Consider the following 20,910-nt stretch of genomic DNA (forward strand, 5'->3'; position numbering starts at 1 on the left):
CAACCGACGGCGGACCCGTCACCGGCGGGGCCATCCACGGCACGGTGAGGTGTCGATAATGCCCGAGGCAATCCGCGGGATGCTGGAATCCGACGTGCACTGTGAGTTCGTACTGGACTGTTTCCACGGACTGGCCCCCCTCGACCGACGATGTTTCACCGTCCTCGTCGAGGCCGATGGACCACTGACCGTCGACGAACTGGCAGGGCGAGTCGACCGGGACCGGACGACTGCGTACCGCTCGCTCCAGCGCCTGCTAGACGCCGACCTCGTCTCGCAGGACCAAGAGAGCGGTGAGGAGAGTAGCTACTACCACGTGTACGAACCACGAGGCCCCGACGAAATCGCCGACCGGATGCACCGGGAACTGAACGACTACTACGCGATGCTGGGACGCCTCATCGCGGAGTTCCGCGAACAATACGGTGAGCAAACGAGATGAACAGAGACGACTTCGACCCGAGCGGTGAACGCGAACGCGGCATCGGTGCCGGCCTGTTCGAGCGAGACATGGGCCCGAGTTCCTCGATGGCCCACCTCTACCGTGGCGAGGTCCACCGGATGACCCGGTGGCGCGAGCGACTGGACCGGACGACGAACTGGGCGGTCACCGTCATCGCCGCCATCCTGACGTGGGCGTTCTCGGACCCGTCGAACCCCCACTACCTCGTCCTCGTCGGACTGGTCACGCTCGCCGTCTTCCTCGGCATCGAGGCCCACCGCTACCGCGGGTTCGACGTCTGGCGCTCGCGGGTCCGACTCATCCAGCAGAACGTCTGGTCGCACGGACTGGACCCGACGACGGACGTAGACGACGACGCGTGGCGTCGCAAGTTGAGCGAGGACTACGACAATCCCACCCTGAAAGTCCCCTTCGAGGAGGCGCTCGCCCACCGCCTCCGGCGCGTGTACATCGCGCTGTTCAGCGTCGTCACCGGCGCGTGGCTCATCCGCGTCACCGCCTTCGCACAGGAAGGGAACTGGCCCGAGAGCGCCGCCATCGGCATGGTTCCGGGCGTCGTCGTCACGGGTATCGTCGCACTCGCCTACCTCGCCGCCGTCGGCGTGGCCGTCCGTCCGCGGTGCTGGCACTCCCGGTCGGAGCTCCGCCAGTGCGAAGTCGACGAGTGGCGTGAGACTTGATTAGAGGTCGCCGCTCCGGGCCATCGCCCGTATCTCGTCGGCCCGTGCCCGTATCTCGGCCCACTCATCGTCGTCCTTCTCGTCGACGTGACCGTACATCAGTCCCATCCGGTGGTTCGAGCGTAACTGCTCCTCGTTGCGGTCCAGAAAGTCCCAGTACAGTGCGTTGAACGGACAGGCCCCTTCGCCGGTCGTCTTGGTCTTGTAGTACGGACACCCCGCGCAGTAGTCGCTCATCTTGTCCACGTAGTTCGCCGAGGACGCGTACGGCTTCGTGGCGAAGACGCCAGCGCCGTACAGGCCCATCTCGACGACGTTCGGCGTCGTCACCCAGTGGAAGGCGTCGACGTAGCCCGCGTGGAACCAGCGGTTCAACTGGGCGGGTTCGACGCCGTATATCAGCCCGAAGTTCGAGAGTACCATCAGGCGCTCGATGTGGTGGGAGTACCCCCGCTTTCGGACGCCGTCGACGACGTCCGAGAGACAGGCCATGTCCGTCTCCCCCGTCCAGTAGAGGTCGGGTAACTCCTCGTCGGCACCGAGTTGGTTCGCGTCGGCGAGGGCGGGCATCTCGCGGCGGTAGACGTGTCGGAGGAACTCCCGCCACCCCAGCACCTGCCGGACGAACCCCTCGACGCTGTTGAGCGGCGCGTCGCCGTCCTCGTATGCGGCGATGGCTCGCTCGACGACTTCCTCGGGTAGCAGGAGACCGAGGTTCAACGACGTCGAGAGGAGACTGTGACTCATCGCCCACTCGTCGCGCCGCATCGCGTCCTGATACGGGCCGAAGTCGGCGAGGCGGTGGGTGACGAAGTGGTCGAGCGCCCGCACCGCCTGCCGGCGAGTCACCGGCCAGTCGAACGGTCCGGGGTCGGCCCAGTCCCCGCCGTCGAACGTCTCTCGAACCCACTCCGAGACGGCCTCGGTCGTCTCGTCGTGGTCGAACGTCGGGGGGTCCGCTGGCTCCCAGTCTTCGGGCGGCGTCTCCCGGTTCTGGTCGTCGTAGTTCCACTCGCCGCCGACCGGTTCGCCGTCGTCCATCAGATACCCCGTCTCGCGGCGCACGAACCGATAGAACTCCTCGTGGCGGTAGCGGCCGTCGGTCGCCCACTCGTCGAACTGTTCGGGCGAACAGAGAAACCGTTCGTCGGGGACGAACTCGACGTCACCGCCCGCCTCGGCGACGATACTCTCGATTCGGTCCCGGGAACCGTCGGCCTGCGGACGCGTCGTCACCAGCGTCTCCTCCGGATGCTCGTCGAGGTGGGCGGCGATGCCGTCCGCGAACCTATCGACCCGCCGGTAGTCGACGGTCCGACCGTCCGCGCGGAGTTCGTCCCGGAAGTGTCGCAACGCGGCGAACACCAGCGTCAGTTTGTGCGGGTGGTACGGGCGTTTTCGCGCGAACGACGTCGCCTCGACGAGGAGCACTCGTTCGTCCGGACGTCGGGTCAGTGGTCCCCGCCCTCGCACGAGATGGTCGGCCCTGAGCCACACCGTCACGACGGACACCTCTGTCGCATGGTTCTTCCGAGACCCGCTAGGGGGATGAACCCCCGTCCTAACTACGTGGGTATCCCGTACTTAGGTCGCCAGAAACGAGGGGGTTCGAAGTGACACGCTTCTGCTACGAACGTGTTCGGACACCCAGTTATACAGGTGTTCGAAAGTGCGGAATTCGGCCTCCTCAGACCCGAATGATTGATTATGCTCGCCGTCGGAGAAGCGACTACCTTTAGTGTCTGCGTGGCGAAACTCGACTGCATGACAGACCACCTCAATCGACGGACGTTCATCCGTAGCACCGCGGCCGTGACGGGCGTCGGACTGCTCGCTGGCTGCGGTGGCTCCGACGGCGGCAGCGGTAGCGACGGCGGCGACGGAGGGTCCGGCGGCGACAGCGGTGGGTCGGAGGACACCGAGACGGAGAGCGGCGGTAGCGGCGGTAGCGGCGGCGACGTCCCCTCGGAAGTGAGCGAGTACCTCTCGAACGTCGGCAACTTCGACGGGTCCGTCGCGGACCAGACCGGTTCCGGGACCGTCGAGGTGACGGTCGGTGCCGAGGGCAACGGCGGTGCCTTCGCCTTCGCCCCACCGGCCGTCCGCGTCGACGCCGGTACGACCGTCAACTGGTCCTGGACCGGCGAGGGTGGCTCCCACAACGTCGTCCACGAGGAGGGCGACTTCGAGAGCGACCTCGTCTCCGAGTCGGGCAGCACCTTCGAGCACACCTTCGAGGAGGCCGGGACCTACCTCTACTACTGTGAACCGCACAAGGGCGTCGGCATGAAGGGCGCCGTCATCGTCGAGTAACGTCGCGGCACCCGTTTTGCAGTCAGCGACCGGCCAACGACGAGCGACTCGCGACGTACAGCGAGTACGCGACGACGGCGAATCCGACTGCCGTCAGGCCGTTCTCGAACACGAGCGCCGTCTGTGTGTCGAACCCGAGCAGTTGGTCGGCGACGCCCGCGAGCAGCGACCCCGACGTGACTGCCCCGAACCCGACGGCGAGGTAGGTCAGGCCCCTCGACCGCGTCTTCGCGGCGGCCTTCGCGGCGAAGTAGGTGATGAGACCGCCGAGAAGAAGCGTGACCGTCTTGAGTCCGATGACGACGAGCGACACGTCTCCGTTCATAGTTCCTCGCTGACGCGGGACCAGAGGCGCGCTAGCCGCTCGTCCGGCGTCTCCCGGTCCCGCAGGACGTCGACGCCGAAAGAGTCCTCCCCGTCGAGAGCGACGAAGACGCCGGTGCAGTCCCGGACGTACGTCGTCGCGTGGTGGCCGTCCGACCGTACCTCCGTCTCCTCGGTGACGAGTGCTGCATCGCTCAACTGTTCCAGTTTACGGTAGGTACTCGTCAGCGGCAACTCGCAGACGTCGGCGACGCGCTTTGCCGACATCGGGTCGTCAAGCGTCGCGAGGATGTCGCGACAGTCCGGGTCTGCGAGCGCCTCGAAGACTGCTTGTCGGTCCGACGGTTCTTCTCCTGACACGGGGAGGGACCTCCAGTGGGTCGCGGAGAGTGGGTAGGGCACTACCGATGCTGTGGCGGCAATCGTCGTGGTGCCTCACACGGCGCGGCTCGTACCGTCCCGGTCGGGCCGGACAGCGGAACGACCTCGTATCCTCACAAAAAACCCCGCGTAATAAAGGTAGTCCGTTGATTCCCAGTATCTGGAAACCACACCCCCGTTTTTGCATCCGTCCGGGAAAACCTACAGGCTGCAATGCAACGGCCCTCCACCCGCAGACAGTTCCTCGCGAGCACAGCCCTGACCGGACTCGTCGCCACCGCTGGCTGTCTCTCCACCGGAGAGACGGCGCAGTCCGTCGGGAGTGCGAGCGACAGCAACACCACGGCGTCCACGGGGACGCCAGAACTGACCCCGCCCGACTCGCTGGACGACTGGCTCGCCGACGCGAACGGCTACGACGGCGACCCCACGCGCGTCGGCGCGGGTGCCCAGCCGACGGTTGCGGTCGGCGAACCACTCGACGACGGCCTCGCGTTCGACCCGCCGGTCATCGAGGTGGTCCCCATGACCAACGTCCACTGGGACTGGACGGGCCACGGCGGCCAGCACAACGTCGTCGCGCTGGACGGCACGTTCGACAGCGGCCGGACCAACGCCCAGTCCGGGACTGGCTACCACTACATATTCGACGAACCCGGAACGTACCCGTACGTGTCCGAACCCCACCGCGAGGCGGGGATGAAGGGCGCGGTCATCGTCCGCGAACCACCGACGACTGGCTACGAGGCGGTGGACGACTGGCTGTCCGGCACCGGGAACTTCGACGGGACCGTGGCCGACCGCACCGGCGGTGACACCGAATCCGTCACGGTCGGTGCCGAGGGCAACGGCGGCGCGTTCGCGTTCGACCCGCCCGTGGTCAAAATCGACACCGGGCAGACCGTCCGCTGGGAGTGGACGGGCGACGGCGGCGGCCACAACGTCGCGTTCGAGAACGCCGACGTCAGTTCCGGCGACGTCGCGAGCGAACCGAGTACCACCTTCGAGTACACCTTCGAGGCGTCCGGACAGTACCTCTACTCCTGTCTGCCCCACCGAGCACTCGGTATGAAGGGTGCCGTCGTCGTGGTGTGACTGCGACGGGCGTCGGCACTCGGACTCCGACCCGTCGGTCCGCACGGTAGAGCCGGGTCGGGCGATAGCGAGGCACGAGACGGGCGCGGCGGGAGTGAGCAAAGCCGGAGGCTTTGCGAACTACGCCGCGTCCGTCGAGTGAGTGACACGAACGAGACGGGCGCGGCGGGATTCGAACCACGGTCACTCCCGTTCGCTCGCGACGCTCGTTCACCTCTCGTTCCCTGATTAGAATCCCGCCATGCCGGTTCAGTCACCGATTCGCTTCGCTCATCGGTTCCCTGCACGGGCGCGGCGGGATTCGAACCCGCGCTCTAGGGGTTAGGAACCCCTCGCCCTCGTCCACTAGGCCACACGCCCTGCGCGGAGGGTAGCGGGACTACTGGAAAACGATTTCGTTCGGTCGAGAGAGCGGAGAAGGGGAGTCGTCAGTTGCTCGATTCGGTCGCCGTCTCCTCGCTGGTCGAGGAGTCCGTGGAGGTCGAGGACTCCGTGGCGGTCGACTCCTCGGTGCTGGAGTCGGTGCCACCTTGCTTCATCTCTTCGAGTTCTTGCTCGACTTCGGTCCGCCCCTTCTGGAACTCACCCATGGCTTCACCGGTGGAGCGAGCGAGTTTCGGAATCTTGTTCGCCCCGAACAGGAGGACGGCGATGAGGAGGATGACCATCATCTCCGTCGTGCCCGGCATCCCCGGGAACAGTGGTACGAATGTCCCTGACATTGTAGTCGGAGTTTACGTGGTTGCTATTATAGTCTTTTTGCTCACCGTCGGCGCGTGACGCCGCGTTATGGGCTTTTTCACGCGTCCTACACGGTGTCTGCCGTGAACTGGGATGTGAGTGGGTAGCACGCGTAACCGAATCGGCCGCTCACTGCCGAGCTAACCGGGCCGTAACGTCGTCTAGCCACTCCGGGACGTCGACGTCGGCGAGGGTTCCGTCCCGCCACGTCGTCACGACCTCCGACGCACCGTCGCGAGTGAGGTCGATTCGCCACTTGCGACCGTCCTCGGCCGTGATGTCGAACCGCGCGCCGCCGTTGGGGAGCGAGTCGACGTGTTCGACGGTCACTTCGATGCCGGTGTACACTTCCATCGTGTCTGGCATAGTCGAGACGAGGGGCGAACAGGGATTAAAAGGGTCGCTTACCGGGTGTGAAGTCGCCGTGAGAACCGGAGTCACGGGCGTCGACACGCCCCGAAACGGTCACAAGGGATTTCACCGACGAGACGAAACGGCCGTCCATGCTCACAGCCGGCGACGACGCGCCCGAGTTCACCGCACCGCTCGCCAACGGCCGCGTGGAGGAGGTCACGCTCTCGGACGCGGTCGGCGACGGGCCAGTCGTGCTGGCGTTCTTCCCGGGTGCGTTCACGAGCGTCTGCGGTGACGAGCTAGCGGCGTTCGACGAGCGACTCGACGAACTGGCCGACGCGGACGCGACGGTGTACGGCGTCAGCATCGACACGCCGTTCGCACAGAACGCCTTCCGCGACCAACTCGGACTCGGGTTCGACCTCGTCAGCGACAACGACCGAGAGATAATCGACGCCTACGACGTCTCGATGGACTTCGAGGCGCTCGGCGTCCACGACCTCGCCAAGCGAGCGGTGTTCGTCGTCGACGACGAGGGCACCGTCACGTACGCGTGGGCAAGCGACGACCCCGGGGTCGAACCGAACTACGGGGAGGTTCTCGACGCCGTCCGCGCGGCCTGAGACACGAGCGCCGGGGAGAACTTTTTCTCGCTGGCCACACTCGTAGAGAGCATGAGCGAGAGAGTCACCGACGAGGGCGGTCGAATCTACGACCCCGAGGCGAGCCACGAGTTCCCGGACGAACGGGTCAACGCCGTCCTCGATGTGTTGGCGACCGACGAAGAGGTGCAAGCGTACCTCGGGGCCCAGAACGTCAACCCCGTCACGCGGAAGCGCTACAACGACCACGGGAAGAAACACATCGACATCGTCCGCAACCGGGCGCTGTGTCTCTATGACCTCCTCAAACAGGGCGGTGTCGAGTTCAACGGGGCCGACGACCACGACCTAGACGAGGCCGACGAAGCCGTCATCATCGCTCTCGCCGCGACGCTCCACGACATCGGCCACGTCGTCCACCGTGACGAACACCCCTACTACTCCATCCCGCTCGCGGCGGACCTGCTCGACAGACTACTCGAGGACTTCTACGACGTGAACGAACGGGTCCGAGTGAAAGGCGAGGTGCTCCACGCGATTCTCTGTCACCACACGGAAGAGATTCCACTCACGCTCGAAGCGGGCGTCGTCAGAGTGGCCGACGCGCTGGACATGGAGCGGGGTCGCTCACGCATCCCCTACGAGCGCGGCGGTCGGGGCATCAACACCGTCTCCAGTCAGGCCATCGAGACGGTGACGCTCAGCAGCGGCGACGACTACCCCGTGCTGGTCGAAATCGAGATGAACAACGCGGCAGGCGTCTATCAGGTCGACAACCTCCTGAAGGCGAAGTTGAACGACTCCGGCCTCGAAGAACACATCCGCATCGTCGCGCTGAACTCACGTGACGGCGGCAACCAAATCGTCGAGCGCATCGAACTCTGAGCCGTGGAAACTGTGAGTGACACAACCGTTTTGTAGCCCGCCTCCCTACCCCTGAGTATGAGTCTCACACCCATGGACGAGCAGCGGGGAGACTCCGCCGACGTGCGAGCGGAAGTCCGGGACGCCCCCGGCCTCGTCCAGCGGTTTCGCGACCGTGTGGGGGCGCTGGTCAGGCGACTTCCGGGCGCCGACCGTCTGTTCAGTGGACGCGACGACCGCGGTCGCGACCGCCCCAAGTCTCGCGTCCACACCGATGGCTTCTCCGACAGCACCGTCTCGCCACCCGACTGTCCCCGTATCGACGACCTCCCGGAGCGAAACCGGCCGTTTACGTACCCGACGCGAAACCACGACGAGTCGAACCCGGTCGACCTCGTCTGCGTCGAGACGGGAGACTCGTTGACCGTCTCCCTCCCGGACAACCCCGACGCCACCCTCACGTCGGATACGTGGGAACGCGTCGAACCCTGAGCGAACCGGTTTCTACTCGGCGGGGACTCGGTACCCAAGGTCTATCGGGCCGCCGACGGTGGCAAGCGCGACCGGAGTTCGTCGGCCGTCACTCGAAGAACAGGTCCGTTCCCGGGACGGCGACCGCGTCCTCCGGGAACGCATCGAACCATCCAGTCCCTACTGCATCACCGCCGCCGATGTCCGACTCCTCCCCCACGGGGGACCCGCGGAGGACGACGAAGTACCGCTCTGCCGTTCGGTCGCCGTCCGCCAGGCGCGCCTCGAACCGCCACACGCCCTCGACGGCGTCGACGGTGACGTCGAGCCGCGCGTTCGTCTTGACCCACCGCCGAGCGGTGGCACCGAACGCCTCGTCCGGCCCGACGCTCGCCGACGGTATCTTCCAGTCACACGTCTCGGTGACCTGCATCACCAGCGTCTCACCCGCGTCGTTCGTGACACCGATGGGCGCCATGTCGTCCATCTCGTCGAGACGGTCCAGCGTCTCGGCGTCGACCGTATCGGTGTCCTCGTGGAACGGGACGTCGTCCCGGTCGCGCAGCGATTCTGGGTCGACAATCGAGTCGGGGCCGGCAGTCGCGTCTGTGTCGTGTCCAGTCATGTGTCGTATCGGGCGTCACGTCTCACCTGTCCCGGTCGCGACAGAGGGCGACAGCAGACGGAGGGAGGGACCGAGACGGCGCTGTAACACCCGCTACTGTCGACACGACGAACTGGTAGAAGAGTCTGGCGATTTAATTTCCACTCTTCAGCTTACGTAATAATACGTAGGATGGGGTCATAAATCTTCTCCCGGTCGCGGCATCCACGGAGCGAGTGCACCGGATTCGCCGACGCCGTGAACCGGGTCTGGGCAGTCGCGTCGCTCTCTGGGTGTACTGCGGCCGGGCTTCGAACCGACCGTAATCCCCGGTGGCGCAGTGGTCACCGTGGGTCGAGTCTCCCGATTCAGCAGTGGCTGTTCGGAGAGTCCTCAAGGGGATGCGGCGGCCGGGATTTGAACCCGGGCCATGAGCTTGGAAGGCTCAGGTCCTACCACTAGACCACCGCCGCTCCAACGAACGTACACAGTGATAGAGGGAAGGTGATTAAGGACCTTTCCCTTCCGGTCCGACGACGGCGTAGCAGTTCCCGCTGGAGAGTTCCATCGAGTGCAGGGTCAGTCCGCTCACGTCGATAGCGCGCTCGAACTCCGCCGGCGCGTAGATGTGGTAGAACCGCGCGACAGTCTCGCCGCCGGGGAGCGTCCAGTCGACGGTCGTGTCGAACCCGCGTTCGGCGTCGGCGGGCGCGTCGAACCGGTCGTGGGCCGTGCTCCACGCGCTGACCAGCGCCCGTCCGTCGGGTCGGAGGACCCGGGCGAGTTCGTCCAGACTGGCCCGCCTGTCGTCGGCCGTCGGCAGGTGGTGGAGCGTCGCCACGTACACGGCGAGGTCAACGCAGTCGTCTCTGAGTGGGAGTCGAGCGGCGTCGCCCTGCAGCAACGAGACCCGGTCGCCCACGCGGTCGTCCGCCGCCGAGAGGAGCGCCCTGCTCGCGTCGAGGCCGAGGGTCCGGTCGGCGACGCCGGCCAACAGTTCTGCGTGCCGGCCGTTCCCACACCCGACGTCGAGTGCCGTCCCGACTCGGTCGGCGTCGGCGACGAACTCCTCGACCTCGGGCCACGCGTACTCGCGGGTCTTCGAGAAGTGGTCGCCGATGCGCTCGTACGTGCGGCGGACCGCCTCTCGTGACCGTTCGTCCATCGTCTATCGGGGCCTGCTGATTACTCCTCGCCGTACGTCTCGGGGTACGCCTCGGCCAGCAGTTCCGGGCGGTCGGTCAGGCGCTCCCGGACGGGGTCGATGACCTCGGAGATGGCCTCGCCGACGGCGGGCTTGAGGTCGGCCGGGTGGAGTTCACCGCTGAGGAAGTCCGCTTCGACGGCGTCGTAGCTCTCGTAGGTCAGGTCGCCGCCGTACTCCTCGGGCCGTTCGACGACGAACGGTTCGTCCTCGACCTCCAGAATCGGGAAGACGAGGTGGTCGAGGTACTCCAGCACGCCGTTGTCCTCCACCTCGCCGGCCGGGCAGTACGCCTGTCCGATTTTCTCCGCAACTTCGTCGGGGGAGTCGGTGAGGTTGACCTTCGAGGCGGCGTCGGAGGCGCTCATCTTGCCGCCCGAGAGGCCGGAGAGGAGCGGCGCGAAGATACAGACCGGCGAGTGGCCGCCGTGGTCCGGGAGAATCTCCCGGGAGAGCATGTAGATGCCGCGCTGGTCGACGCCGCCGTAGGCGATGTCGGCGTCTAAGGCCTTCACGTCGAGGCTCTGCATCAGTGGGTAGATGAGGCCGCCGAGGTTCGGGCTCTCGGACTCGCGGACGACTTCGCTGGCCGCGCGCTGGGTGCGCGCGATGGTCGTCTCCGCGGCCATGCGGTACATCTCCAGCGTGTAGTCCTCGTCGAGTTGGAAGTCGGTGCCGCGCACGAACTCCACGTCCGCGGGGTCCGCGCCCGCGGCGTCTATCATCGCCTCGATGGCGACGCGGTAGTACTCCGAGCGGGCGTCCAAGAGGTCGAACGGGCTCTTGTTGTCGTCGAGATGGGCGTGCAGGTCGGCGATGAGCACCGTCACGTCGACGTCGGCCCGCAGGAAGTCCGCGAGCTTTCGCATCGTCGTGAAGTGGCCGATGTGCATCTCGCCGGTCGGCGCGTAGCCGATGTACGCCGAGGGGGTGCCGTCCTCGAACAGTGCCTCCAGTTCCTCGTCCGTGACGACCTCCTGTGTGTGCCTGCTCACGAGGTCGAGTCGTGCGGCGGTATCCATACGCTCCGGTCCCCGCTCCGGCGAGTAAAACGTTCCTGTGTGGGGCCGCCGACGCGACGCTCACTCGGCGGCGGCCTGTCCGCGGCCCATCGGGTCCCGTCCGTCGCCCACAGCGCCCGCGTAGCCGCGTGCGAAGAGGTGGTAGCCGACGACCTGTCCGTAGAAGGCGAACACCGCCCCGACGAGGATGAGGACGAGGACGCCACCGAGGCCCGCGACGACGAGGAGCGCGACGTACCCCTCGACCACGGCGACGACGTAGACGGGACGGCGGGCGGCGTCCGCGACGGCCCGCACGTCGAACGCCGCCGCGAGGCGGTCTGTCGTCGCCAACCGACCCAGCGCGCCCGGCACGAGGTAGGCCACCGCGACGCCGACCACCGCGCCCGCGACCAGCAGGCCGCTCCCGAGGAGCGAAGCGCCCGACGCCTGCGCGAGCACGCCCCCCAGAACGACGAGCACCGGAACGAAGGCGTACGCGACCTGTACGGCGATGACGCGCGCGCCGTCGACGAACAGGTCGCCCCAGTCCTCGAACTTCGGGGGGTTGGGGCGACCCTCGGCCGTCGAACGAACGACGCGAAGGAGGTAGCCGGAGACGGGAATCAGCGGCACGAACAGCACCGTCCCGACCAGCGTCAACAGACTCCCGACGACGACGGTCCAGAGCCATCCCGGCCCGCGCTGTGGGTAGAAGAGCGCGTCGCGCAGCATTGCCGACAACTCCCCCGGCCCAATACTTATACCCCACCACTGCGGCCAGGCCGGGGGGTACCCGAGTACACAAGCCCGTCCGACCCAAGATGGAGACATGTACACCGGGAAGACGGAGAAGGCGTGTTGCCTGTGCGGGAACCCGGACACGAAGACGCGGCTGGACCTCCCCCCGCGGGCGGTGCCCCTGCTGAAACACGCCGAGGCAATCGCGTGGCGGGACATCGTCGGCGAGGTGTCCATCTACTTCTGTCGTTCGGACTGGGAGACGGTGCGTGACCTCGTGCTGGAGACGGGGATGAGTCCGCTGTCGCGCTGTAACGTCGCCCGCGCGTCGTTCGACCTGCGGGAGGACTTCGAGGCCCTGCTCAACGACGTCCGAGAGGAACCCGACCACTCCGACCTCGAAGCGGAGATGCTCGCCGACGCCGAGGGCGTGCTCGAGAACCCCGAGGACCCCTACGTCGAAGAGCGTGACGTGGTCGAAGCCCGCGTCGTGACGTGGGCGCTGGAAGATACGGAAGCCGAGGTGTGACCGCCGGAGGGCGGGCGACACTGCGGCGTATCCAAACTGTTTTGAACACCCACGGCCCTGTGTCAACCGATGACTGTACGCGTAGGCGTGCTCGGCGCCACCGGCGCGGTCGGACAGCGACTCATTCAGCTACTCGACCCCCACCCCGAGTTCGAAATCGCCGCACTGACAGCCAGCGAATCGAGTGCCGGAAAGAGCTACCGCGAGGCCGCCAAGTGGCGCGTCGAGGCTCCCATCCCCGAGGACGTGGCCGACATCACCGTCGGCGCGACCACGCCCGAGGACGTGCCGGACGACGTCGACCTCATCTTCTCCTCGCTCCCCTCCAGCGTCGGCGCGGAGGTCGAACCGGAGTTCTGCGAGGCGGGCTACGTCGTCTCCTCGAACTCCTCGAACGGCCGCATGGACGAGGACGTGCCGCTGACGATTCCCGAGGTCAACGCCGACCACGTCGACCTCATCGAGGTCCAGCGCGACGAACGCGGCTGGGACGGCGCGCTGCTGAAGAACCCCAACTGCTCGACCATCACGATGGTCCCGCCGCTGGCCGCGCTCGACGAGGCCTTCGACGTGACCGACGTGCGCGTCTCGACCCTGCAAGCGGTGTCGGGCGCTGGCTACTCCGGCGTCTCCTCGATGGAGATTATCGACAACGCCATCCCGCACATCGGCGGCGAGGAGCAGAAGATGGAGACCGAGTCCCGGAAACTGCTCGGCACCTTCGACGGCGCCGAAGTCGAACTCAACGACATGGACGTCGCCGCGTCCTGTAACCGCATCGCCACGCTCGACGGCCACTTGGAGAACGTCTGGGCCGACACGGCCGACGACGTCACCGTCGCGGAGGCAGAAGACGCGATGGAAGCGGTCACCGGCGTCGACCTGCCGTCCTCGCCCGAGCGCCTCATCAAAGTGTTCGAGGAACCGGACCGACCCCAGCCACGACTCGACCGGAACGTCGAGGGCGGCATGGGCGTCGCAGTCGGCGGGTTCCGCGAGACCACCGACGGCATCCAGTTCAACTGCCTCGCGCACAACACGATGCGCGGTGCCGCCGGCGCCAGCGTCCTCAACGGCGAACTCCTCCAACAGCGCGGCTACCTCTGAGGTCCGGCCGCGGTCCCGGTTCCCGCAGTTGTCTCGACGGCCGAACCGACGTTCTCGGCGACCTGTGAGCTATACTAGCAGTGCGTCGTGCGGTAGCTAAAGCGGCACCAGAGTGTCTGAAACGCACTATCCGCGGTTATCGGCGCTGATTCCACCGTTGAACGGTCCTGAACGGTCAGAACGGTACGGCCGATATATGGGTCGAGAGTGGCTGGGTAGAGACAGAATGGTGGGGACCGTAGAGACGGTGTTAGTCGTGGACGACGACGAGGACTGTCGGACGCTCTATCGGCTCTGTTTGGAGGGCGAATACGACGTCCGGACCGCCGAGGACGGCGCGGAGGCGCTGGACCGACTCGACGAGGACACCGACGCCGTGATTCTGGACAGAGAGATGCCGCGCAAGCACGGCGACGCCGTGGCGGCGGCCATCGATGCCGGCGACCACGACCCGTTCGTGGTGATGGTCAGCGGCGTCGAACCGGGCACGGACCTGCTGGGAGTTCCGGTGGACGACTACCTGCGGAAACCGGTGGCGGGCGAAACCGTCCGTGCGGCCCTCGAACGGGGTCGCGCCCTCTCGACGTGCCGACCACGGGTCCGGCGGTTCTTCGCGCTCGCGGCCCGGACGGAGACGGTCGAAACCCACGCGCACCCGACGGAACTGGCCGACGACGACTATCGACGCGCGGTCGCGCGCCTCCAACGGGACTGGACGACCGTCGAAGGGCCGCACGACGCCGTCGGGGTGTCACTCGTCCCCGACGTACTGACTGCCTCGGACCGGTCCGACCGGCCCCAAGTGCCGGAGTCCTCCTAGCGCGACGAGACAATAGGTTTTAGCCGTCGGGGTGGCACGGTAGCGCGTATGGAATACGTAGACGTGGCAATCGTCGGCGGCGGCCCGGCCGGGTCGTCCGCCGCCGAGGCTGCTGCCGCCCGCGGCGCCGACGCCGTCGTCTTGGAGAAGGGGGTTCCCCGGGCCGACCGGGAGGGGACGGGCCCGGATTCGACGGACGCTGCCGGACTTTTGGACTACTGGCTCGACATCATGGGCATCCCTTTCGAGGAGTTCCCCGAGGACGTCGTCCTGAGCGAACTGGACGGTGCGAAGTTCTACGGCCCGAACACCGAACTCGCGATGACGGAGACGGGCATCGACGCGAACTACGACGGGTTCGGGTTCACGATGCACCGCGCGAGGTTCGACGACTGGCTACGCGAGCGAGCGACCGAGGCCGGCGCGGACTACCGCGTCGGCGTCAGCGTCACCGGCGTCGAGACGGACCTCGCGTCGAGTCCGCGCCACACCCTCCACCTCGCCAACGGCGAGGACGTCGAGACGGACAACCTCGTGCTCGCCGACGGCCCCCAGCGTACCGTCACGGGCGGGACCCTCGACCAGTTCCTCCCCGACGGGCGGACCATGGGCGAGATTATGCCCTCCAATAGGGTCAATCACATCGCCTATCAGGAACACCGGCGGATGCCCGAGGACCTGTTCGACCCCGACTTCATCGAGTTCTGGTGGGGCATCATGCCGGGTCACACGGCCTACCCGTGGATTTTCCCGAACGACCGACCGGTGGCCCGCATCGGCCTGACGATGCCCATCGGACTGGACATCGCCGACTACGACGTGGCCGAGTGGGAACTCCTCCGCGACGACGACGAGAGCATCCCGCGCGGGAACGAGTACATCCGTCGCCTGCTGAACCGGCAGTTCCCCGAGTACGACGTCGAGGACTTCCCCTTGGTCGAGGACCGCGGGAAATCGAAGGGGACGGAGACGTACCCCATCTCCTCGACGCGACCCATCGAGTCGCCCGTCGGCGCGGGCGTCGCCGTCACCGGCGGCGCGATGGGCGCTACCTCCGCGTTCCACGAGGGCGGCGACCACGTGGCGGTCCGCACAGGGAAGATAGCCGGCCGCCTCGCCGCCGAGGGCTCTCTCGAACGCTACAACGACGAGTGGCACGCCGCAATCGGCGACGAGATTCTGCGGAACGTCACGTTCGCGGACATGGTGCGCGACTGGCGGCCGAAGGACTGGGACCGCGCGTTCACGACGGCCAAGGACCTCATGGACGCCCGCGGCATCAAGGCCGACGCGGCGCTGAAGGGCGGCCTCCACGGCATCGAACTGGTCGTCAAGTACAAGTGGGGCAAGTTCGGCTACCGCAACGGCAAGTACGTCCAGTTGCGCGAGGACGAGTACGCGGTCTGAACGCCACCCTTAGGTACGGGACCCTCCAAGAGCGTGTGCGTGCCTTCAATCCCCGGCCGAGGCCCGTCACAGGGACGATGACGGTCCGGAGAACCCGGGCACGGTACACATCGACGGCTACGCCGTCCGACTGGCGGTCGCAAACCGCCCGGCTCGCGGTCGTAAACCGCCCGCCGAACCGGTCGACGCCGCTTCGGCACCCGTTGCCCTATCGGGCAACCGCCCGGCACGAGGGTTTGCCGGCTGACGTGGCGCGCCGCCGAGGATGACGCCGGTCGTTAGTGTTCCGGGCGCACATTTCGACGTCCGACAGTCGTGTGCGAACTGCTTTCAGCGTGCGACCAGCGCCCGCCTATCCAGGTATAGCTGTGGCTGTGGCACCGATACGCCTGGGGGGCCCCACACTAGCCGGACTCTCACACGAAGGTCGCGAAGCCGAGGAACGCATCTGCTCGGTGGACCTCCTCGGCGTGTAACGGTCGGGCCTAGACGGACCCGTCAGGCCGCGAGGCGGGATAGCGGGTCACAGAGGCGACAACACCTCGTTATTGACTAACATAATGTCGACGGGCACCGTGGGTCCGTTCATGAGCGACGTTCCCGCCGGGAAATCGCCCGTACAGGACTCGTGGCCGGAACTGGCCTGTTACGGCTGTGGGCCCGCGAACGAAACGGGGTTGCAGTTGAAGAGCTTTCTCGACGCGACCGGCGAGACGCTCGTCGCGCACGTCGTCCCGGAGGCCGTGTTCACTTCGGGCGCGCCGAACGTCATGTACGGCGGTCACGTCGCGTCGCTAGTGGACTGTCACTCCATCTGGACGGCGATGACGTTCGCGTACGGTGCGGCTGGTCGACCCCTCGGGAGCGCCCCTCGCATCGTCTACGTGACGGGCCGACTCTGCGTGGATTACCGGGCGCCGACGCCGCTCGACGAACCCGTCACTCTGCGGGCGTGGCCGGACGGAGAGGTCGGGCGGCGGACGAAGATTCGGAGTGAACTCGGTCCGCCGGGAGAGACCACGGCGACGGGCGAGGTGGAGGCAGTCAGGGTCGACCCGTCGCGCTTCGAGGCCCACCATCAGGCCACCGACCGGACGCCGACCGAGGGAGGCGACGCCGACGGATGACGTTCGAAACGGGCTTTCGAGAAGGCGTCGAGGCGATACTGCCGCTCGTTCCAGCGACGGCTACCGTCGGACTCGCGGCCGGCGTGGCGGCGCCGCCCGCGGGGCTGACACCGCTCCAGTCCGTCGGGATGTCCGTCGCGTTCTACTTCCCGTCGGTGATGCTGGCGACGCTGGAACTACTCGGAGCGGGCATTCCGCTTCCAATCGTCGTCTTCACCGCCCTCGTCGTCGGCGTCCGGGTCGTGATACTCAGCCTCTCCATCGCGCCGTACTTCCGGCGCTTCTCGACCGGGTGGAAACTCCTGCTCGCGTACTTCCTCTGGACGCCCGTGTACGCGCTCACCGTCGAGCGGTTCGCCGAGGACCCGACTGCTGACCCGCGTGGGTACTACCTCGGCTTGGCGGTCCCGCTGTGGGTGACCGTACAGAGCGCTGTGGTCGTCGGCGTCGCGTTCAGCGCGACGGTCCCCAGTGGTCTCCAGTTGGGGTTCGTCGTCCCGTTGGCGTTCATCGCACTGCTGGTGCGGTTCGTGACCGACAGGGCCACGGCGACCACCGCGCTCGTCGGTGTGGTCGTCGCCGTTCCGTTGGCCGGCGTTCCGCTGGGTCTCGGCGTCGTCCTCGCTACCGTACTCGCAACCGGCACCGGCGCGGCCGTGGACAGACGGGAGGCTGGGTCGATATGATGCAGACGGCTCCGCCCGTGGGCGACGTGTGGTTCCTCGTGGCCGTCGTCGGCCTCGGGACGTTCGCACTCAGGGTCTCGTTCATCGGACTGTACGCGTGGCTGGACGAGTTCCCGTCCGCGCTCGAACGGACGCTCCGCTTCGTCCCGGTAGCCGTGCTGGCGGCCCTCGTCGGACCCGCCGTCGTGACGGGCGACGGGGCGGCGCTGGCACTCGACGGCCGAGTGCTCGCGGCGGTGACCGCTGCAGTCGTCGCGTGGCGCACCGACAGTATGTCCGCGACCATCGCCGGCGGGATGGCCGTCCTCTGGTCCGTCGGGGTGCTGTTCGGGTGAGCGCCCCGACACCTAACAGAGTAGGTAGTACTGCTTCCCCATCTCCCGTCGTCGTCCGAATCGATGACAGGGAAGCTCCAGATTGCGTGTAAGCGTGGGGACGTTCAGAGCGAACTCAGGCGGGCCACCGACGGCATCCCCGGGGTGGAGATATCGGGCGTGGGGAGCGCAGCGGTGACCATCAGCGGCCCGGAGGACCGCCTCTCGTTGCTGGCCCGAGAGCTCTGGGTGCGGGAGATTTCGGCCCGGGAGTACGGGCAGGACGAACTGGCGGCGGCCGACCGGACGGCGCGCACGAGCGTCCAGAACGCGGTGTGACCGCACCGTCTGGCCACCTTTTTCACCGCCTGCCACCACGTCGGCGATATGACCGACGACGCCGACCCGGAGGCGAACCTCGAACAGTGGAAGAACGCGATGCAGGCCGAACACGCCGAGGCCATCGCCAACCCGGACCCGAGCGAGGACCACCGCATCGAGGGCGTCACGCAGGTCAGCTACCGCGTCACCTTCGAGTACGACGCCGAGGCAGACGCGCTCGAACGTGCGTCCCGCGAACAGGTCGACGAACTCGCGGACCCGGAACTGCTCTCCTGTGCCTGCGGCGTCCGCGGGATGACGCCCGAAGAGGCCCGGGAACACGTCCGGGCCGCCCGCGAGAGCGAGTGACGGCGCGGCCGCCTCAGACCTGCGCGAAGACGTCCTCGGCGAGGCGAGTGAGTTCGCGTTCGGGGTCTTCGCCCGGCGTCGAGACGACGACGTGGTCGACGCCCATCGTGTCCAACTCCTGGAAGTACTCGGCGAACCACTCGCTCCCGGCGCGGTAGCCCTGATGCACCGGGTCCGGGTCGGCCGTCGGGTCGTCCTCGAGGTGGGTCCGGACCACCATCGCGTAGGGTTTCGCACCCGCGGCGTCTCGCCAGTCCGCTAGGTACGACCCCAGCGTCTCCTCCGGGAGGTGGTAGAACAGCCACCCGTCGCCGTGCTCGGCTATCCACTCGACGGACTGACGAGCGTTACCCGTCGGGAGGAGCGGTATCGTCTCGCCCGTCGGTTTCGGCACGACGTCGAGGGCACCGTCGAGCGACCCCCACTCACCGTCGATAGCGGGGAACTCCTCGCGCCAGACCGTGCGAAGCGTGTCCACGGCCTCGCGGAATCTCGCACCACGGCCCTCCGCGTCGACGTCGAACGCCGGGTACTCCGGGTCCCGGTCGCCGGTGGCGACGCCCATCACGAGTCGGCCGTCGGAGAGTCGGTCGACCGTCGCGGCGCTCTTGGCGACGTGGAGCGGGTGTCTGAGTGGCAGGACGACGCTGGCCGTTCCGAGGGCCACCTCGTCGGTGTTCGCGGCGGCGTGACTGAGCCACGGCCACGTGTCGAACGTCTGGCCCGCGTCGCCGAAGCGGGGCCAGTACAGGGGCACGTCCCGCGCCCAGAGCGCGTCGAACCCCAGCGACTCGGCGTGGGCCGCCAGTCGCATCTCCGCCTCGGCGTCCGGGCGGGACTCGCTGGCGTCGGTCAGCGGGAAGCCGACGCCGACCGTGAGGTCGTCGCTCCCGAACAGGCGGTCGTAGCCGGCGTTGAACCGCCCCATGGGTCAGGCGAAGGAGACCAGTAGCGCCTGCTGGGGCAACTGGTCGCTGTAGACGATGGTGGCGTACAGCGCGGTGAACAGCGTCGCGTTGTAGACGCCGTGGATGAGCGCCGGGACCACGATGTTGTCCGTGTACTCGTAGCTGACGCCGAAGACGAGGGCGGGGACTACCAGAACGCCCAGCGCCGCGAGGTTGCCCAGCGGCGACCCGCCGCTGAGTGCGAACCAGTGGAGACCCGCGAACACGACGCTCGGGATGAGGACGCCGGGCACCGGACTGAACACCTCGCGGATGCGGCCCTGCACGACGCCGCGGAACAGCAGTTCCTCGCCGGGGCCGATGAGGAGGACGGACGCCGGAATCAGGAGAAGCAGGGTCCCGGGGTTCTGGAGGCCGATTTCGGCGGCCTGATTCGTCCCGGTGTCGACCTGCAACTGCGAGAGGATGACGGACCCGACGACGGCCCCGCCGAGTGCGGTGACGTACCCGAGGCCGATGGTCAGGGCGTCACGCAGGTCCGGTACCGACGCCGGAATGTCGAACACCCGGGACTGCCCGGAGAGTCCGAGGAGCGAGCGGACGCGAGGGGCGACGCTCGGACGCAGTTTGAGGTAGGTGAAGGCGACGCCCGCACAGCCGATTCCCTGGACGAACACCAGACCGAGGACGATACTCAGGGTGGGCGAAATCTCGAGCCCGACGCCGACGACGAGGAGGCCGCCCACCAGCAAGGTGAGGACGAACCCGAGGAGGAGTCCGCCGGCGCCGAGGCCGAGGGCGGCGACTATCGCGAGGGCCGACTGGAGGATCGGCCGTTCGCGGGTCACTGTTGCCATGCGGGGACGTAGCGTCGACAGCCTGAAAACAGTTCGCTCCGCGGGCACCGACGCGTCAGCGCGCCCGTTCACCGGCCTCGACGGTCGTCTCGAGCCAGTTCTCCTCCGGTGGGAGCGGACAGGAGAAGGTGTCGCTGTACGCGCAGAAGGGCGCGTACGCGAGGTTGAAATCGAGCGTGACGGTGTCGCCGTCGGTCAGTTCGCCGTCGACTTCGAGTTCCATGTAGCGGCCGCGCTCGTAGGTCTGCTGGCCGCTGGTCTTGTCCCGGAACGGGACGAACAGCGCCTCCGGGTCGTCGCCGGCCTGTCTGTACCCCGCGAGTTCGTAGGTCTCCCCGTCCAACTCGAAGGCGAAGGTGACGACTCGGAGGTACCGCACAGTCCGGCCGTCGGTGGTATCCATCTCGACGGGGTCGGGGTCGTCGTGTGGCGTCACCGTCGCCGCCACGCGGTAGTCCGGGTCCGGGTCGAAGTACGCCAGTCCGTCGAAGTCGTCCCGCTCTTCCGGCGGGATAGGTGACTGCGGGTGCTCGGCGAAGAAGTCGTCTTTCTCGGCCCGGTTCTGACGGAGGCGTGCGGCCCAGTCGTCGGTCATACGTCCAGTACCGGGTCGAGCAGTTTGAGTCC

General features: G+C 67.2%; 28 protein-coding genes and 2 tRNA genes. 16 read left to right on the forward strand and 14 right to left on the reverse strand.

Features of this window, described 5'->3' with window-relative positions:
- Nucleotides 1-58: 58 nt before the first annotated feature.
- Both Hhyl6_RS01365 and Hhyl6_RS01370 read left to right on the forward strand, forming a co-directional pair.
- Nucleotides 59-442, forward strand: a complete 384-nt coding sequence (locus tag Hhyl6_RS01365) for a helix-turn-helix domain-containing protein (protein WP_483737427.1) — start codon at nt 59-61, stop codon at nt 440-442.
- On the forward strand, nt 439-1,143 hold the full coding sequence (locus Hhyl6_RS01370) for a DUF2270 domain-containing protein (RefSeq protein ID WP_483737428.1): 705 nt from the start codon (nt 439-441) through the stop codon (nt 1,141-1,143). Before Hhyl6_RS01365 ends, Hhyl6_RS01370 begins: the two co-directional genes overlap by 4 nt.
- On the opposite strand, the gene Hhyl6_RS01375 is transcribed toward Hhyl6_RS01370, so the two are convergent.
- A complete protein-coding gene (locus Hhyl6_RS01375) occupies nt 1,144-2,646 on the reverse strand; it encodes a cryptochrome/photolyase family protein (protein WP_483739656.1) in 1,503 nt (500 codons plus the stop codon).
- Nucleotides 2,647-2,907: 261 nt separating this feature from the next.
- On the opposite strand from Hhyl6_RS01375, the gene Hhyl6_RS01380 reads away from it, so the two are divergent.
- Complete coding sequence (locus Hhyl6_RS01380; protein ID WP_483737429.1) at nt 2,908-3,456, forward strand: halocyanin domain-containing protein; 549 nt, start codon at nt 2,908-2,910, stop codon at nt 3,454-3,456.
- 22 nt (nt 3,457-3,478) lie between these two features.
- On the opposite strand, the gene Hhyl6_RS01385 is transcribed toward Hhyl6_RS01380, so the two are convergent.
- Nucleotides 3,479-3,781, reverse strand: a complete 303-nt coding sequence (locus Hhyl6_RS01385) for a DUF7521 family protein (RefSeq protein WP_483737430.1) — start codon at nt 3,779-3,781, stop codon at nt 3,479-3,481.
- The gene (locus Hhyl6_RS01390) at nt 3,778-4,140 is read right to left on the reverse strand and encodes a winged helix-turn-helix domain-containing protein (RefSeq protein WP_483737431.1); all 363 of its coding nucleotides are present in this window, start codon (nt 4,138-4,140) and stop codon (nt 3,778-3,780) included. Before Hhyl6_RS01390 ends, Hhyl6_RS01385 begins: the two co-directional genes overlap by 4 nt.
- 234 nt (nt 4,141-4,374) lie before the next feature.
- Between Hhyl6_RS01390 and Hhyl6_RS01395 the strand changes: the two genes are divergently transcribed.
- Nucleotides 4,375-5,256, forward strand: a complete 882-nt coding sequence (locus Hhyl6_RS01395; protein WP_483737432.1) for a halocyanin domain-containing protein — start codon at nt 4,375-4,377, stop codon at nt 5,254-5,256.
- Nucleotides 5,257-5,542: 286 nt separating this feature from the next.
- Here the strand turns inward: Hhyl6_RS01395 and Hhyl6_RS01400 are convergent.
- The 3 genes from Hhyl6_RS01400 to Hhyl6_RS01410 all read right to left on the reverse strand — a co-directional run bounded on the left by Hhyl6_RS01400 (nt 5,543) and on the right by Hhyl6_RS01410 (nt 6,363).
- Nucleotides 5,543-5,616 (reverse strand) — tRNA-Arg (locus tag Hhyl6_RS01400).
- Between the two features lie 68 nt (nt 5,617-5,684).
- Nucleotides 5,685-5,945, reverse strand: coding sequence for a Sec-independent protein translocase subunit TatA/TatB (locus tag Hhyl6_RS01405; protein WP_483739657.1), 261 nt, complete (start codon nt 5,943-5,945; stop codon nt 5,685-5,687).
- Nucleotides 5,946-6,126: 181 nt separating this feature from the next.
- Complete coding sequence (locus Hhyl6_RS01410; protein WP_483737433.1) at nt 6,127-6,363, reverse strand: hypothetical protein; 237 nt, start codon at nt 6,361-6,363, stop codon at nt 6,127-6,129.
- Between the two features lie 137 nt (nt 6,364-6,500).
- On the opposite strand from Hhyl6_RS01410, the gene Hhyl6_RS01415 reads away from it, so the two are divergent.
- Genes Hhyl6_RS01415 through Hhyl6_RS01425 form a run of 3 tightly spaced genes read left to right on the forward strand, consistent with a single transcriptional unit; the run spans nt 6,501 to nt 8,309 of the window.
- Nucleotides 6,501-6,974 carry a redoxin domain-containing protein gene (locus tag Hhyl6_RS01415; protein ID WP_483737434.1) on the forward strand — a complete coding sequence of 158 codons (474 nt, stop codon included), beginning with the start codon at nt 6,501-6,503 and terminating at the stop codon, nt 6,972-6,974.
- A 51-nt stretch (nt 6,975-7,025) separates the two neighbouring features.
- Nucleotides 7,026-7,838 (forward strand): HD domain-containing protein, encoded by an 813-nt coding sequence (locus Hhyl6_RS01420; RefSeq protein ID WP_483737435.1) that lies wholly within the window; start codon nt 7,026-7,028, stop codon nt 7,836-7,838.
- A gap of 57 nt (nt 7,839-7,895) precedes the next feature.
- Nucleotides 7,896-8,309, forward strand: coding sequence for a hypothetical protein (locus Hhyl6_RS01425; RefSeq protein WP_483737436.1), 414 nt, complete (start codon nt 7,896-7,898; stop codon nt 8,307-8,309).
- Nucleotides 8,310-8,397: 88 nt separating this feature from the next.
- Here the strand turns inward: Hhyl6_RS01425 and Hhyl6_RS01430 are convergent, their stop codons facing one another.
- The 5 genes from Hhyl6_RS01430 to Hhyl6_RS01450 form a co-directional block, all read right to left on the reverse strand.
- Nucleotides 8,398-8,913, reverse strand: coding sequence for an NUDIX hydrolase (locus Hhyl6_RS01430; RefSeq protein WP_483737437.1), 516 nt, complete (start codon nt 8,911-8,913; stop codon nt 8,398-8,400).
- 381 nt (nt 8,914-9,294) lie between these two features.
- Nucleotides 9,295-9,365: transfer RNA gene (locus Hhyl6_RS01435), tRNA-Gly, on the reverse strand.
- 35 nt (nt 9,366-9,400) lie between these two features.
- On the reverse strand, nt 9,401-10,057 hold the full coding sequence (locus Hhyl6_RS01440; RefSeq protein WP_483737438.1) for a class I SAM-dependent methyltransferase: 657 nt from the start codon (nt 10,055-10,057) through the stop codon (nt 9,401-9,403).
- 20 nt (nt 10,058-10,077) lie between these two features.
- Nucleotides 10,078-11,118, reverse strand: a complete 1,041-nt coding sequence (locus Hhyl6_RS01445) for a tyrosine--tRNA ligase (protein ID WP_483737439.1) — start codon at nt 11,116-11,118, stop codon at nt 10,078-10,080.
- A 60-nt stretch (nt 11,119-11,178) separates the two neighbouring features.
- Complete coding sequence (locus tag Hhyl6_RS01450) at nt 11,179-11,832, reverse strand: DUF4013 domain-containing protein (RefSeq protein WP_483737440.1); 654 nt, start codon at nt 11,830-11,832, stop codon at nt 11,179-11,181.
- A 97-nt stretch (nt 11,833-11,929) separates the two neighbouring features.
- On the opposite strand from Hhyl6_RS01450, the gene Hhyl6_RS01455 reads away from it, so the two are divergent.
- From Hhyl6_RS01455 to Hhyl6_RS01495, 9 genes are all read left to right on the forward strand, one after another.
- The gene (locus Hhyl6_RS01455) at nt 11,930-12,367 is read left to right on the forward strand and encodes a DUF7960 family protein (RefSeq protein WP_483737441.1); all 438 of its coding nucleotides are present in this window, start codon (nt 11,930-11,932) and stop codon (nt 12,365-12,367) included.
- 69 nt (nt 12,368-12,436) lie between these two features.
- Entirely contained in the window at nt 12,437-13,474 is a 1,038-nt protein-coding gene (gene asd, locus Hhyl6_RS01460; RefSeq protein WP_483737442.1) for an aspartate-semialdehyde dehydrogenase, read from the forward strand.
- Between the two features lie 226 nt (nt 13,475-13,700).
- The gene (locus tag Hhyl6_RS01465; protein ID WP_483737443.1) at nt 13,701-14,294 is read left to right on the forward strand and encodes a response regulator transcription factor; all 594 of its coding nucleotides are present in this window, start codon (nt 13,701-13,703) and stop codon (nt 14,292-14,294) included.
- Nucleotides 14,295-14,342: 48 nt separating this feature from the next.
- Nucleotides 14,343-15,701, forward strand: coding sequence for an NAD(P)/FAD-dependent oxidoreductase (locus Hhyl6_RS01470; protein WP_483737444.1), 1,359 nt, complete (start codon nt 14,343-14,345; stop codon nt 15,699-15,701).
- A gap of 587 nt (nt 15,702-16,288) precedes the next feature.
- Nucleotides 16,289-16,828 (forward strand): hypothetical protein, encoded by a 540-nt coding sequence (locus Hhyl6_RS01475; protein WP_483737445.1) that lies wholly within the window; start codon nt 16,289-16,291, stop codon nt 16,826-16,828.
- Nucleotides 16,825-17,514, forward strand: coding sequence for an AzlC family ABC transporter permease (locus tag Hhyl6_RS01480; protein WP_483737446.1), 690 nt, complete (start codon nt 16,825-16,827; stop codon nt 17,512-17,514). The genes Hhyl6_RS01475 and Hhyl6_RS01480 overlap by 4 nt, the downstream gene beginning before the upstream one ends.
- Nucleotides 17,511-17,849: an AzlD domain-containing protein gene (locus tag Hhyl6_RS01485; RefSeq protein WP_483737447.1), complete on the forward strand. Its 339-nt coding sequence runs from the start codon at nt 17,511-17,513 to the stop codon at nt 17,847-17,849. Before Hhyl6_RS01480 ends, Hhyl6_RS01485 begins: the two co-directional genes overlap by 4 nt.
- A 63-nt stretch (nt 17,850-17,912) precedes the next feature.
- Entirely contained in the window at nt 17,913-18,167 is a 255-nt protein-coding gene (locus Hhyl6_RS01490; protein WP_483737448.1) for a hypothetical protein, read from the forward strand.
- Between the two features lie 48 nt (nt 18,168-18,215).
- Nucleotides 18,216-18,518 carry a hypothetical protein gene (locus tag Hhyl6_RS01495; RefSeq protein ID WP_483737449.1) on the forward strand — a complete coding sequence of 101 codons (303 nt, stop codon included), beginning with the start codon at nt 18,216-18,218 and terminating at the stop codon, nt 18,516-18,518.
- A 13-nt stretch (nt 18,519-18,531) separates the two neighbouring features.
- On the opposite strand, the gene Hhyl6_RS01500 is transcribed toward Hhyl6_RS01495, so the two are convergent.
- From Hhyl6_RS01500 to Hhyl6_RS01510, 3 genes are read right to left on the reverse strand one after another with little or no spacing between them, the layout of a single operon-like run.
- Nucleotides 18,532-19,446, reverse strand: coding sequence for a TIGR03571 family LLM class oxidoreductase (locus Hhyl6_RS01500; protein ID WP_483737450.1), 915 nt, complete (start codon nt 19,444-19,446; stop codon nt 18,532-18,534).
- A gap of 3 nt (nt 19,447-19,449) precedes the next feature.
- Nucleotides 19,450-20,283 carry a lysostaphin resistance A-like protein gene (locus Hhyl6_RS01505; protein WP_483737451.1) on the reverse strand — a complete coding sequence of 278 codons (834 nt, stop codon included), beginning with the start codon at nt 20,281-20,283 and terminating at the stop codon, nt 19,450-19,452.
- Between the two features lie 55 nt (nt 20,284-20,338).
- Nucleotides 20,339-20,878 (reverse strand): DUF1684 domain-containing protein, encoded by a 540-nt coding sequence (locus Hhyl6_RS01510; protein ID WP_483737452.1) that lies wholly within the window; start codon nt 20,876-20,878, stop codon nt 20,339-20,341.
- Nucleotides 20,879-20,910 lie beyond the last annotated feature (32 nt).

This window comes from Haloarcula sp. H-hyl6 (assembly GCF_056934455.1).